10 protein-coding genes are annotated in these 13880 nt (G+C 45.1%); 6 read left to right on the top strand and 4 right to left on the bottom strand.

The features are described from left to right. Nucleotides 1–31 precede the first annotated feature (31 nt). Nucleotides 32–2242 (bottom strand): hypothetical protein, encoded by a 2211-nt coding sequence (locus JUB15_RS07635; RefSeq protein ID WP_207511867.1) that lies wholly within the window; start codon nt 2240–2242, stop codon nt 32–34. A gap of 744 nt (nt 2243–2986) precedes the next feature. Here JUB15_RS07635 and JUB15_RS07630 point away from each other — a divergent pair. The 3 genes from JUB15_RS07630 to JUB15_RS07620 all read left to right on the top strand — a co-directional run bounded on the left by JUB15_RS07630 (nt 2987) and on the right by JUB15_RS07620 (nt 6172). Next, entirely contained in the window at nt 2987–3664 is a 678-nt protein-coding gene (locus JUB15_RS07630) for a response regulator (RefSeq protein ID WP_136575902.1), read from the top strand. Nucleotides 3665–3771: 107 nt separating this feature from the next. Further along, a complete protein-coding gene (locus JUB15_RS07625) occupies nt 3772–4821 on the top strand; it encodes a sensor histidine kinase (protein WP_207511866.1) in 1050 nt (349 codons plus the stop codon). A gap of 181 nt (nt 4822–5002) precedes the next feature. Beyond that, on the top strand, nt 5003–6172 hold the full coding sequence (locus JUB15_RS07620; RefSeq protein WP_207511865.1) for a choice-of-anchor E domain-containing protein: 1170 nt from the start codon (nt 5003–5005) through the stop codon (nt 6170–6172). 70 nt (nt 6173–6242) lie between these two features. Here JUB15_RS07620 and JUB15_RS07615 read toward each other — a convergent pair whose 3' ends face one another. Beyond that, entirely contained in the window at nt 6243–7535 is a 1293-nt protein-coding gene (locus JUB15_RS07615; RefSeq protein WP_207511864.1) for a DUF5690 family protein, read from the bottom strand. A gap of 566 nt (nt 7536–8101) precedes the next feature. Here JUB15_RS07615 and JUB15_RS07610 point away from each other — a divergent pair. From JUB15_RS07610 to JUB15_RS07600, 3 genes are all read left to right on the top strand, one after another. Continuing rightward, entirely contained in the window at nt 8102–8932 is an 831-nt protein-coding gene (locus JUB15_RS07610; RefSeq protein WP_207511863.1) for a UDP-2,3-diacylglucosamine diphosphatase, read from the top strand. A 78-nt stretch (nt 8933–9010) separates the two neighbouring features. Further along, nucleotides 9011–10045, top strand: a complete 1035-nt coding sequence (locus tag JUB15_RS07605) for a glycosyltransferase family protein (RefSeq protein WP_207511862.1) — start codon at nt 9011–9013, stop codon at nt 10043–10045. A 747-nt stretch (nt 10046–10792) separates the two neighbouring features. Next, nucleotides 10793–11992, top strand: a complete 1200-nt coding sequence (locus JUB15_RS07600; protein WP_207511861.1) for a hypothetical protein — start codon at nt 10793–10795, stop codon at nt 11990–11992. A gap of 15 nt (nt 11993–12007) precedes the next feature. Here JUB15_RS07600 and JUB15_RS07595 read toward each other — a convergent pair whose 3' ends face one another. Both JUB15_RS07595 and JUB15_RS07590 read right to left on the bottom strand, forming a co-directional pair. Then, the gene (locus tag JUB15_RS07595) at nt 12008–12457 is read right to left on the bottom strand and encodes a hypothetical protein (protein ID WP_207511860.1); all 450 of its coding nucleotides are present in this window, start codon (nt 12455–12457) and stop codon (nt 12008–12010) included. Between the two features lie 76 nt (nt 12458–12533). Then, nucleotides 12534–13871: a beta-helix domain-containing protein gene (locus JUB15_RS07590; protein WP_207511859.1), complete on the bottom strand. Its 1338-nt coding sequence runs from the start codon at nt 13869–13871 to the stop codon at nt 12534–12536. Nucleotides 13872–13880: the final 9 nt, after the last annotated feature.

Below are 13880 nucleotides of genomic sequence, written 5' to 3'. Positions count from 1 at the left end.
TGGTTTGTTGTTATCACAAACCACAAACTAATTATTCTCCCATCGCTTTACGATAAGCTTTAATAAAAATAGCGCCGAGGTTCTTATATGGAGGAATATAATCGTCGAACTTTTCCTTGGCATCACCGGTAGCAAACTTCTTTGTCTTTAATTCACGCCACATACTTATCCAGTCAATATTCTTACCCACTAATAACCGGTCATTGATCGCCTGAATGATCGGTTCATTAACGGTCTTCGTTCCTACCTGTTTTGAAGAAATGATATGTGCATCGGGACATGCCGTCAACACTTCGTTCAGGTTATTATAACCACCGCACGAACCCAGCACTACTATGCGCGCACTGGCCGGCAATTTACGCAGGGTGGTTTGCAGGTGATAGCTATGGCCGCGATGCACCACAACAGAGGGCGTTAAATTGCGCTCCTGCAGATATTCGATCAGTTTATTCTGCGCTTTATCATCTGGATCATCTTCACCATACAATGGCTTGTTGGCAAAGATCACCACCGGTTTGCCTTTGGTTGAAGTGATGGTCACCCATTCAGGCCTTCTTTCATCAATACGCCATCCGGGCCTGCCCCGGAACATGGCCATGAAATTGATATAGGAGTTTTGACCGTCTTTATCGTCATCGCCATAAAAGAAAACCTGCTGTACAACCCGGCCGCTATCGTCGGTCAGGTTATTGTAGTCTTTACCATAAATGGAAGGAATGCCCAGTAAGGCGCTGAGGTCAACTTTTTTCGTAGTATCCGCCGATTCAAACAAAATGCGCAACAGGTTATAAATGACCTGACCTCTTTTGTTATTCTCCTGTACATTTTTCGTATAGCTAACGTTCACTTCATTGAGGATAAAAGCAGCCAGCTCTTTGTTTTTATCCATGATGCTGCTGTAAGAATCGGCTACGTCTACCGCATCCTCCAGATCATTGGTCTTACGGGGTTTCTCCAATCCTATTACAAATGCTTTCATCATGGTCTCTGCATTCTGCTTGTCCATTCTGTTCAGAAAATCATCCAGCTCGTTATAACCGGCGGCCATTTTAATGAACTTCCTGAAATAATCGCCATGTACGCTCATGATCAGACTGTCGCTCCGCGGGTTGGCCATCCGTTGAAAAATACGCGGATATACACCATTTACATAACTGGATGTATAAATTTCGTCTTCACCCAATACTGCCAGATAATATAATTCCTGCGCTGTTAAACCATCGAGGCGGCGAAAACGAACGTTGGGATTGGCCACGCTGTGCAAGGCATTTATTTCGCGGATAAAATATTCTCTTGCCTTACGCGACATCATCTCCGTGAGGGCCTGCATCTGGTTGGCCGTATCATTGTAGGGAGGCAATGAACGCTGTACGTATTCTATCCTGGTCTTTACCAGCAGTTTGAAATAGCTGAGGTCGTTTCCCTTGACACTGTCAATAGCTTCCAGGGTTATTTTATTGCGCATCAGGTTGTCGAGGAAAGGAAAATACAACTGACCGCTTTTACTGGTGGCAATGCGCGCCACCAATTGCACCGCCGAATCACTGTGATGCCTGATGCGGCTTCCGAGCGCATTATTAGCCTGTGCGTAATCGTACACCCGCCCAACATCGTAGCTAAGGGCAACTTTTATCAAGCTATCGGCAAAATAGGCGTTGGGATTCTTGACAAGTTCAGGCATTATCTGATCCGGATGCATGGTCAGGTACTTACGCATCAGCATAATGCGCGCACCGGCCATACCCGGGTTATCATTTAAATACTTACTCAACGCATCAACGAGGATCTTTGCCACTCCATAATGATTGGCATCTATGACAGGAGCGAAACTTTTGCGCTGCTTGTCCAGCGACATGCACTCGTCAAATGCCTTGATGAGGGCCGGCGCCAGGGAAGCAGGAAAATCCCGGCGATTTACATTGGCCAGATAACCCTGCAGCAGAAAGTCAATGCTGCGCAGGTATTTGATCTTGCTATTACTGTTCAGGGTAGAATCCAGTTCAATCTGGTTCTGCAGTTCATCCACACCACGGGTCAGCGCATCCATTACATGGAGGCTGATGGTGGTATCGGCTGAGATCTTACCCTGGTTATTTAACTGATTGATCTTTTTTTGCTGCTTATCGATATTGCCGTGCCATAACTCACGTTCCATGGGCACTTTTATAGAATAAGAAGTCTGCGCAAGGCCCGTTTGCCAGGCCAGTAGACAGATAACAATGAAATGTATATGTATCCTCATAATATGCTGCACATCTGTATGGAATAGAGCAAAAATATGACCAAAGGGTTGTATAAGACAGTTTGAATTTCCCACCTTTAATGACCGCGATGAAATCCGCCATTTTGTCCTTACCCTGTACAAATGGGTTAGAATGGTCTGAAACTGCTGCCTGCCAGGTCCCCATAGCCGGCCGGGTTGACCCGGGACTCTATTATAAAACTTTAATTACAGGCGTAAGGTAGTCAGAAATCTGACATCTGAGGTCTGAAATCCGAAGTCGGAAGCCTGAAATCTGAAGTCGGAAGTCTGAAGTCCGATGTCTGAAGTCTGAAATCGGAAGATCGTCTGACCTCTGACCTCCGACCTCCAGTTCCCACCTCGAGCCTCCGACCTCCGAATTCTGACCTCCGACTTCCGACCTCGAGCCTTTGACCTCTGACCTCCGGCTTCCGAACTTCGGGCCTCCGACGCTCCGACTTCCGACCTCCGACGTCCGACCTCCCGGCCTCCGTTTTTTGGCTCAAACCTTGTTTCCTCCACCAATCTCCAAAACTGCAGTTGCAAACCGTTGTGCTCAGAGCTTTTAGCAAGCTTGCACCGGATGTTCTTTCCCCTTTTCAACCTTATCAAACTGTGAACATATTTCCCCGCCAACCTGTTAATCATTTAGTTAACAGGGTCGATATATTAAGAAATTGTGAACTCAATATTATCATTTACAGGAAAGCCCCAATTCAAGTAGGTTTGCCAAAATTTTTGTTAATGAATGCTAAAGGCAAGATCCTGATTGCAGACGACGAGCCTGATATAGTGGAAATTATCCGGTATAATCTTACTAAAGAGGGATACGAGATAGTAACAGCTAATAATGGGGATGATGCCATTCAAAAAGCGAAGTTGAGTCAGCCCGACCTGATCATCCTCGATATCATGATGCCCCGCAAAAACGGGGTTGAAGTATGCGAAATTTTACGCGCCCAGCCGGCCTTCAAAGATACGGTCATTGTTTTCCTCACCGCCCTCAGCGATGAAAGCTCCCATGTAAAGGGCCTTGAAACGGGCGCTGATGATTATATCAGCAAACCCGTTAGCCCCAAGATCCTTGTTAGCCGCATTCATGCCATCTTCCGCCGCATCAACAAAGAACCGGAAGAAAAGGTGATCAAGATCGACAACCTGGAAATTGACCCGGTTAAATTTGAAGCGAAGGTCGACAGCAAAGCGGTCGTATTAGCAAAAAAAGAATTCGAACTGCTTTACCTGCTGGCCTCAAAACCCGGACGTGTTTTCCTGCGCAATGAGATCCTCAATCAAATTTGGGGTAATGATGTAATTGTGGGCGACCGCACTATCGATGTACATATTAGAAAGATCCGTCAAAAGCTCGGTATCGATTGTATCACCACCGTTAAAGGAGTAGGCTACAAATTCACCATGTGACAATGTGATAATGGGATAATGTGATAACTAGCAAATTTGCTAATTTCACTTATATTGGTCTTTCATTATCGCATTAGCTGGTTAGCTAATTATCACATTGGTTTTTTATGTCTTCAGCAAAGAACCTTACACCCCGGCAGTTAGCTGCATTCACAGCAGGCATCTTAGCTATTCCCATAGCCATTGGCATTCTCATTCTCACCCTTAACTGGCAGATAGGCCTGGCCTCGCTCATTGTGATCTTTGCCGGTGGTTACTGGTTGATCCTGGTTACCATGGAAAGGTTTATCTATCGCAAGATCAAACTGATCTATAAGCTCATTTATCAAACCAAGGCCACCAAAAAAGAAGAGATGTATTTCAAGTACATCCTGCCGCAAAAAAGCATCGATGAAGTGCGGGCCGATGTGGAAGAATGGGGCGAGCGCCGCATGCGCGAAATTGAGTTGTTACGCCAGAATGAAGCCTACCGCAAAGAGTTCCTACAAAACCTGGCCCATGAGTTCAAGACCCCCATATTCGCCATCCAGGGTTATGTAGATACCCTGCTCGGGGGCGCCATGGAAGAAGAAGCCATTCGCAAAAGATTTCTGGAGAATACGGCGAAAAATGTGGACCGCCTGGTGAACCTCATGAACGACCTGGATGAAATTTCCCGGCTCGAAAGGGGCGAACAATTACTCGCAAAGCAAAACTTCATTATCCAGGACCTCATTCGGGAAATTTACGATTCGCTCTCCATTAAAACCCAGGCAAAGAACATTCGCACACTTATCAAAAAAGGCTGCGAAGCGCCGATCACCGTATTCGCCGACAAAGAAAAGATCAAACAGGTTTTGATCAACCTCGTTGAAAACGCCACCAAATATGGCAAACACAACGGCCATATTACAGCCAGCATATACGACACCGACGATCAGCATGTGCTGGTTGAGATCAGCGACGATGGCATTGGAATCGAAGAAGAACACCTCCCCCGCATATTTGAACGCTTCTACCGAACCGACACAGCCCGCAGCCGCGATAAGGGCGGAACCGGTCTGGGCCTCGCCATCTGCAAACACATTATTGAAGCACACGGTCAAAGCATTCATGTACGCAGTACCCCCGATGTAGGCACTACTATCGGGTTTACAGTGGAATCGAAGAGGGACTGATTTCCCTCTGACCACTCGCACTTCCTACTTGCCTTTATTAACACTCCCAACTGTCAACCTGTTAATTGTAAACTTACCCGTTAATAAATAGAATTCTTTAATTGCCGCGATTTCACCTTCGCCGGGGCGCTCATTCTCCCATTCCCGCCGTTTCTTTGTGCAAATCCTAATATCCCTGACTATGAAAAACCTGAAGAAGACGGTTACCCTATCCGTTTTTATATTCATGGCCTATTTCGGGCAGGCCCAATGCAGCAACGCTGTTACTACGCTATCCTATGATACTACGGTGAATGCCCTGGGCAACTCCCTTTATACATTCACCTTCCCCAAATTTAACCCTGCGCTGGGAACATTGACTGACGTGAAGATCAAAACCAAGGTTACCCTGGTGTATAATTTCAGTCTGGAAAACGGCGAATCTAATCCGGTGACCAACTACCGGGTGCGGGTTTTCCGGGATGATGAGGTCAGCAGTACGTCTTTGTTATCACCTTTAACAAATTCTTACCAGAAACAATACGGATATTACTCCCTCGCTGGCTCAGATGGTAATCCGGGTACCGGACCCGATTATACTTCACAGGGCCCTTTATACGTTATGAATCAACAAAACATAGCGTATACTGTTTATAATACGGCTGATTTTATGGGAACAGGCAATGTTATGTTCGATTATACAACATCCACCTATTCCGCAGCCCAGGGCAGTATCAACAATATACTGGATGGTTCTGCAGAAGATGCAGTGAATTTTGAGATCACATATACGTATTGCCCCCAGATAATTCTGGCAGCAGACATCATCTCATTTTCAGCAAACAGGCTGGGTGAGTCTGCAATTGACATTAAATGGATCACTAAAAACGAAAAAAACAACCACAATTATGAATTACAGAAAAGTAGTGATGGGAAATTTTTTGGAAGCGTTGCTCGGTTTACTACAACGACCGGTTCGCAAACCGGCTCCTATAGTTATTCGTACCAGGTTCAACCAACAGATCACAGCAAAACCCTTTTATTCAGGATCAAGCAAATAGAAGCTGACGGCACAACGAAATATTCACCCGTTCAGGCGGTGCGGCTAGCAGCTAATGCCAACGAACAGACCAGAATATATCCTAACCCTGCCAAAGGCGCCACCAGTGTTCTTTTTCACAATACAAAGCGAGGCAACTGGGAAGTGAGTGTTTATACGGTAAGCGGACAATTATTAAAGCGCTATCTTTTTAACAATGCCCTCACCGGTAAGATCAATACCGGTAATGAATTTGGAAAAGGTATCTATATGATAAGGGCAGTTAACAAGGGCTCGTCAGAGAAATTTGTTCAACAGCTCATCATTCAATAACGAATAGCAAATACTCAATAATGAATGTTGAGGTAGGTCAGGGTACAACCGGCTTACTTCAACATTTTTTTTAGCGATCATTCAATGGACCTTTCTCTTCAAATTTCCGGTTAAAATATACCAGCGAAAAAAGGGTAGTAACCGCACCGATCCCTGAAAATATCACCACAGCAGTTGGATAAAATTCCGTCCAGGTCAATTGTAGACCAGCCAGCTCCTTCGTTAACATCACCGACATACTGCCCAGGTATCCCCACGCATCGGCGATGTAAATAAGGAAACCTACATTGCCTGCTATTTTGAACGTCGCGATCAGTCTTTCGAAATAGATACAGTTAAAAGGGATATACCCCATATACAACCCAAGGCCGGCCAGTTGCATCCACAGGGCGCCGGGAATAGCGCCTGTTAAAAAAAGCGCTGATGAAATACCGGCGGTTAAAAAGCCGGCCACGATCACCCAGTGGATCAAACGGAACGCCTTAATATTCTTCCGGATGATGACCAGCAGGCTCATTACCACCAACACCACAACAGAAGTGATGGTCTCCGTTTTGGTAAAGATGGCCGGCCGTTGGCCATAGCCCAACTCGTTCCACATATTCGCCATAAAATTGTCGCGTATGTCGCGCATGATGCTCAGGAACAAATAAGTGATCACCACGGCCACCACTCCACCACCAAAAAGCCGTAAAAAGTTTTTCCGGTCGTGCCGGGTCATCGGAAGCCTAATGCTTCTTTCCTGGATATCGTCGGCATCTGGCTGCGGCACTCTTTCTAACAGGAACATAAAAACGATGAGCGGTAAGGCAAACACCAACCCGGTGGCAAAGCCAAGCCATTGTTCGGGCACCTGCCAGCTGTCGCGTAACCAAACGGCAACCGACCGGCTGAAACCACCGGCAAATACAAAGCTGATGGCCATGGCAGCTCCTATAAAATCCGTAGCCCGGCGGCCTTCGGCATAACTGAAAATGATTCCCCACATGAACCCCAGCATAAAGCCATTGCCGAATAAGAACAGCATACCCCAGGGGGCCGGCGACAGAGCAAAGAGCAGCAAACAAAGCCATGCAATGCCAATGAGCACAGCACTGGTTTTCCAACGGCCCAACCGTTTCAATTCAGCAATGAATTTGATCCCGTAGAATTTGCTGGCCATATAGCCCAGTCCCTGGCTGATGATCAATAGGGTTTGATACTTGATGCCCCAGAAGGATTGTCCGTCGAAAGTGGCTACGGTAAACGCTTTGCGATAGGCAAAAATGCACGCGTACGTTAAAAATGCTACGGTAGCTGCGTATAAAGCTACGGTTAGCTGCCTTGTTGAAAAGCGGGCGGCAACGGGCGTTTTTGTTGACAAAACGGAGCAGTTTTAAGTAAATGTGATGAACACGATTCTATTGTAAAATAAGTAAATAAAGGCAATGACGGCCAGGTTGCGGGAATATGCCGGTACAAAAAGCGCCCACTTTACGGTAGCGCTAAAAAAAAGGGCGAAACTTAAAAAAGCTCCGCCGGTCAACATTAAGAAACTGCTACGATTGTTATTTATGTATAACACACAGCAATAAAACGGCCTCTAAGATACAGCCGTTATATTACCGCATTCTTACGACAGTGTGAACAAATGGTTACGCCTGAACCTGACTCGTATTGCGTTCAGCGTTTTGCGTTCAGCGTTCAGCGTTCAGCGTTTTGCGTTCAGCGTTCAGCGTTCAGCGTTTTGCGTTTTGCGTTTTGCGTTTTGCGTTTTGCGTTTTGCGTTCAGCGTTTTGCGTTCAGCCTTCAGCGTTTTGCGTTCAGCGTTTTGCGTTTTTGCGTTTTGCGTTCAGCGTAACAATTCCTTTACATAAGCCTAACGGCGGCTTAATAATGCTATAACAATGCGGTCATATATATATGGGAATTTTGATAAACCCAAACTCAATGGAAAAACGAGCAGTAGATGTAGTTGTTATATCCGATGTACACCTGGGTACATACGGATGCCGTGCAAAGGAGCTGGTTGCATACCTCAAAAGTATTCTGCCCAATATTCTTATCCTTAACGGTGACATCATTGATGGGTGGCAATTCTCTAAACGTTATTTCCCATCTTCCCATATGGCGGTAATCAAAGAAGTGTTGAACCTGATCATGAAGGGTACACGCGTTTTTTATATTACCGGTAATCACGATGAATTACTCCGCCGCTACAGCGATTTCCAGCTTAGTCATTTAACCCTCACCGATAAGCTGGTGCTTGAAATAGACAATAAAATGCACTGGATATTCCATGGTGATGTATTTGACAATACCACGAGGGGTGGCGCCAGGATACTGGCCAAACTGGGCAGCAATGGTTATGGCGCCCTGATCCTCTTTAACCGGCTCGTAAACTTTGTACTGAAAGCTTTCGGCCGTGAAAAGCTGTCGATCTCGAAAAAGGTAATGGCCGGCGTAAACAAAATGGCCAAGATCGATGACTTTGAGCACATCGCAGCCGAACTGGCCATTGAAAAGAAATACGATTATGTGATCTGCGGACATATTCACCAGCCACAGAAAAGAGTGATAGAAACCGAAAAAGGTAAGGTCACCTACCTCAACTCAGGCGACTGGGTGGAACATTTAACCGCCCTGGAATACCGGCAGAATGAATGGAGAATATTTGAATATAACGAAAAGGATTTCCCACAAACGGCAATAGACATCCCGGCAAAGGTAAATGTGCTTACAGACGAGATCAGTTTTTATATTAATTCATTAGCAATATAAAATCTCCGGCCATCGATAGCGTACGCTGAAGTTTAACAGAAGTAGCAGCGCAGACCCGATGAGAAGGAACCATACAACATGAAGATATTTTACGCCATTCAGGCTACCGGCAATGGACATATAAGCCGTGCCATGGAATTGTTGCCTTATTTACAAAAATATGGCACCGTTGACATTTTTTTGAGCGGAGCCAACAGTACATTACCCCTGAATGCCCCCATCAAATACCGCAGCAAAGGGCTGAGCCTTTTTTATACCTGCGACGGCAGGCTCGATTACTGGAAGATCGTTCGCCGCGTTGCTCCTTTACGGGTAATGAAAGAAGTGCGCGACCTGCCGGTTGAGAAATATGACCTGGTGATCAACGATTTTGAATGCATTACCTCTTTAGCCTGCGCGCGTAAAAAAGTGCCTTCGGTAAACTTCGGCCACCAGGCCAGCTTTGTATCTGACAAAACACCGCGGCCCGACAAGCCCAGCAAAGCCGGCGAATGGATTCTGCAGAACTACGCCCGTGCCACCAATTACATCGGCCTGCATTTTGAAAGCTATGACAACTTTATCTTCTCCCCGGTTATTAAAGAAGAGATCTTAAAAGCCGAGGTGAGCAATAAAGGCCATATAACCGTTTACCTCCCCTCCTACTGCGATAAAGAATTAATAGCGCTTTTAAAGCCTTTTAAAGACCACCGCTTCGAGGTGTTCTCCCGCCAGGCCGTAAAACCGTATACCATCGATCATATGACCTTCTACCCGGTTGATGCAAAGGATTTCAACCGCAGCCTGATCAGCTGTTTTGGCATTGTATGCGGTGCCGGTTTCGAAACGCCTGCCGAGGCGCTGTACCTGAAAAAGAAAATGATCGCTATCCCCATTCAGGGCCAATACGAACAACAATGTAATGCGGCTGCGCTTAAAAAAATAGGCATCACCACCCTCGATAAACTGGATGATGATTTCACCGACACCTTCAATAACTGGGTGAATGATCCGCTAACGCCCACGGTGCAATACCGGTATTCCACAGAAGCCATCATAAACATATTGATGTATCGCTGCACCAATCTCAAATCACAACTGGACATACCGTATCCCGATCTGATCTTTAATTAGCCAACATTCGTTCTTCCGTTTCCCGTGCCACCGCTTCCAATAAGGGTGGCACTTTTTGTATTTATACAGGTTCGGCAACAAAAAAGCCGTCACGATAGAAATCGAACGGCGTCAGTCACATGAGAGAAAATAAAACTCTCACTTTATAGAGAATCTTAGTATTTTATAATGAGATTATTTTAAGCAGGATATTCTGGTAATCGCTTTCTTGGGAGGATAAGATGCTTAAAGATACTTCCGGCAACTTAAAGATTCATAATTTTTTATAGAATTTTACGTTTTTCTTACAATTTTCCAAAAAATACCCAATTACATTTAATTATTTCTATCATACGCACTAATCCATTTGCAAACATTCATTCACTATTTTTATAACATATCTTTTTTTGAAAAGCCGCCCGTTCCGAAACAGCGGAACGGAACGGCTGCAATAACTGCATCTGTTAAGTACATGAACGGTATTGAAAAATGGAATCACCGCAAGGTACAAGAACACTATTAGCGGGCCGTTACAGCAGTGTTACCAAAAGGTAAAACCCAAATCACAAATCGCAAAAGCCAGACAAGAACCAAATAACAAAGGTCAAATTACAAGCAGTCAACATTGCTTCAGGCTGGTGATTTAGTTGGATTTTTTGGGTCTTGAGATTCCGGTTCTTAAAATTTTGCTTCCTGTGATTTCGGTTCCTGAGATTTAATATGATGTAATTGTTAAGTTTTCGTATATTAATGGTGGAAAATGATACTGTGAAAAGGTACGCTACCATATTGATCCTGCTGATATCCTTAGTTGTTCGTCCAACAACCGGACTTGGCCAGGCCATTCAATTTGATTTTTGCGGCGAAATGATCAGTTTTGATTTTGAGAAGAACATCGTTCCCAATGCACCCGACCTGTCAACAGCAGCCGCCATTATCAGCTTCTACAAGCGACTCGATAGTGAAGATTACGATCCCATAATAAATGCCCTGCTGGCATATAAAAACAAATTCAAACCCGACGACTGGCTATATTACCAGCTCATCCGCAAATCGGCACAACAAATAAGTCCGAAGGAGAACGATTATCACCGGTATACTTTGTACAAATGGTATTTTTTATCGCGGTCCGGTTACGATGCCCTGCTGGCCACCTCAGGCAATTACCTGTTGTTCTATATCCGCTGTGATGAGAATATTTATAATATTCCCACCCGGGAGGTCAATGACAAACAATATGTTTGTTTGAATTACCACGACTACGGCAATAATATCGACTTTCTGAAGAACAGATTTGCAGTGATCGATCTGCCTGTTCGCGGGGCTCAAAACAATTTTTCTTACAGGATCACCCACCTGCCCGAATTCAGGGCGACTGACTATAAAGAAAAGGACCTCCGCTATAATTATAATGACTTTGAGTACTCTTTTAAAATCAAGCTCAATACACAAATTCAAACACTGTTCACGAATTACCCGGTGGTTGATTATGCCCTGTATCTGAATATTCCGCTGAGTAAGGAAACCTATTATAGCCTCATCCCTTTATTGAAGAAACAAGTAAAGCGGATGAATGTTAAAAACGGGGTTGATTACCTGTTGCGGTTTACCCGTTATGCGTTCCTGTTTGAACCTGATACTGAAATTTACGGCGGGGAAAAAAGATTGTCACCCGAACAAACGCTGTTATACGACCAAAGCGACTGTGAAGATCGCGTAGCCTTGTTCTATTGCCTGGTAAAAGAGATCTATGATCTGCCAATGATCGTGCTGTCGTACCCGAAGCATGTAACAATAGCGGTGCAGTTCGACAAACCGTACGGCAAACCGATCATCTATAACGGGCAAAAATATTCTATCTGCGAGCCTAGTCCGCAAAGAACTGATCTCCGGATCGGACAGCTGCTCCCTGAATTATCCCGCGAATCGTACCAGATCACTTACGTGTACAATCCCCGGCAAAAATAATGCTGCTGCTGGCCATTATGGCTTTACCTGCGCCTTTAACATTGCCCGGGCTGAATCATTCATATTGGTGAAAAATGTTTCCCCATTTATAACATAGGCAAAATACCGGCAGGTATCTGCAGTAGCCGCATAAATTGTTTTATACACCTCTCCATTCCTGAAGAAAAACAGTTTAAAGTCATTACCACAAACGCCATGCGTTACGGGCATTACTTCTACATTACGGCGGATCTGCTCAATAAAATGTGTATCGGTGATCAACGAACGCGAATAGATCTTTAGGTTGGCGGGGTCTGCAAAATGTAACAGTTCGATACTATCGGTTTTGGAAAGGTCAATACGCGGGGGTGGCGCAGTATGCGTAGTATCAGCAGCAGCTGGCTTTTTTTCGCCATCAGCGCCTGCATTACAGGCAACCAGGGCGATCAGGACAACAGAAAAAAATGTCAGGTATGCGCTTCGCATAGTAAATAATTAGGGTTGAAAAATACAAAAACCCGCTCTTTTGAACGGGTTTTTGTACAAACAAAAGAGTTCTTTATTAGTAATTATTTGTTTTGGGCGAGAAGCTTGTCCAGCCGGTTAACCAGTTGGTTGTACCAACAGCACCTCTGAATGTAACAGTTTCAAAGAATGAATCCATGTCGGTAAAGCTTGCGCCGGTAAGAGCAGGTGAACCTGTTTCAGGCGTTAGATCAGGATTGGCAATGGTGAACGGACTTTTCAGTTTGATATCAGCAGGGTTGGTATAAGTAACAGAACCTTCTGATTCAGCTTTGGCCTGCACGGCAGCACTTGTCATAACACCTGCTGAAGTGCTCAGGTAAGGATTTGCAACAGCGTGTACCAGGTTATTTTTAAATGCAGAAAGATTGTCTTTATAAGCGGTTACGGTTGCATCAGATTCTACTACAAAACCGCCCTGGTTATAACCCATGATGATGGAGTTACGCAAAGAAAAACGGGTAGCTCTTCTAAAGCGGTTGCCATATTTATGACGTACGTTGGTAGAAGCGTTGTTAGGTCCAACAAAAGTGAAATTCGACAGGTTCGGACGGGTGAAAGGCTCCAGCAGTCCGCTGTTACCGTCGTTATCGCACTCAATACCATTGTTGTCATCGCCGTTATCCACTGTATTAGGATCTTTGATCACTACACCGTACTGGATCTTTCCGGTAAAGCCGAAGTCAAAGTCAAAATCATCATCAGAGCAGGCGTAAGAGATCAGGCGTTTTCCGTTTACAGTACCGCCAAAGAACTCATAACCATCGTCGTTTCCATAAGAAACCTGGATGTTCTCCAGGGTAGTTCCGCTACCTACACCACCCAGCGTTAAGCCGTTGATCTCACTACCGGGGAAGGCAGCAATACCGGCAAATTCAATTCTAACATATTTTAAGGAACCGGAATTATCGGCATCATTAGAACCACCGTAAGGACGGTCGAGACCTCCTTCAATTACCGGTGTAGCAGTACGGTTGGTTTTTGCTTTACCCAACAGCACAATACCACCCCAGTCGCCAGGAGCGCGTTGGCCGGCAGGTTTTTCAGAAGTGAATACGATTGGTTTTTCGGCAGTACCATTCGCGATCAGTTTACCACCTCTTTCAACGCATAAAGCGGCTTTAACTGAATCATCACCTACAATTACAGTACCAGGCTCAATAGTGAGGGTAATACCGTCCGGTACATATACATATCCTTTTAATGTCCACTTTTTGTCAGCGGTCAACGTTCTGTTTTCGGTTAGGGTTCCCTGAAGCGTAGTGTTTGGAGGAGGTGTTCCACCGTCTTCATCATCATCGTCAGACTTTGAGCATCCTGTAGCAACCAGAAGAGCGGCTACTGCAAACATGGTCAGGAATTTTTTGTGCATCATAAAAATTAT

The organism is Longitalea luteola (genome assembly GCF_017356035.1).
Taxonomy (GTDB): Bacteria; Bacteroidota; Bacteroidia; order Chitinophagales; family Chitinophagaceae; genus Niastella; species Niastella luteola.
Note: the sequence above shows the minus strand (reverse complement) of the source record. Positions and strands in the feature narration are given on the sequence as shown.

Excerpts from the sequence above, each read along its gene's own strand:
- JUB15_RS07635 (WP_207511867.1), bottom strand. The coding sequence starts at position 2,242 with ATGAGGATACATATACATTTCATTGTTATCTGTCTACTGGCCTGGCAA.
- JUB15_RS07630 (WP_136575902.1), top strand. The coding sequence starts at position 2,987 with ATGAATGCTAAAGGCAAGATCCTGATTGCAGACGACGAGCCTGATATA.
- JUB15_RS07625 (WP_207511866.1), top strand. The coding sequence starts at position 3,772 with ATGTCTTCAGCAAAGAACCTTACACCCCGGCAGTTAGCTGCATTCACA.
- JUB15_RS07620 (WP_207511865.1), top strand. The coding sequence starts at position 5,003 with ATGAAAAACCTGAAGAAGACGGTTACCCTATCCGTTTTTATATTCATG.
- JUB15_RS07610 (WP_207511863.1), top strand. The coding sequence starts at position 8,102 with ATGGAAAAACGAGCAGTAGATGTAGTTGTTATATCCGATGTACACCTG.
- JUB15_RS07605 (WP_207511862.1), top strand. The coding sequence starts at position 9,011 with ATGAAGATATTTTACGCCATTCAGGCTACCGGCAATGGACATATAAGC.
- JUB15_RS07595 (WP_207511860.1), bottom strand. The coding sequence starts at position 12,457 with ATGCGAAGCGCATACCTGACATTTTTTTCTGTTGTCCTGATCGCCCTG.
- JUB15_RS07590 (WP_207511859.1), bottom strand. The coding sequence starts at position 13,871 with ATGATGCACAAAAAATTCCTGACCATGTTTGCAGTAGCCGCTCTTCTG.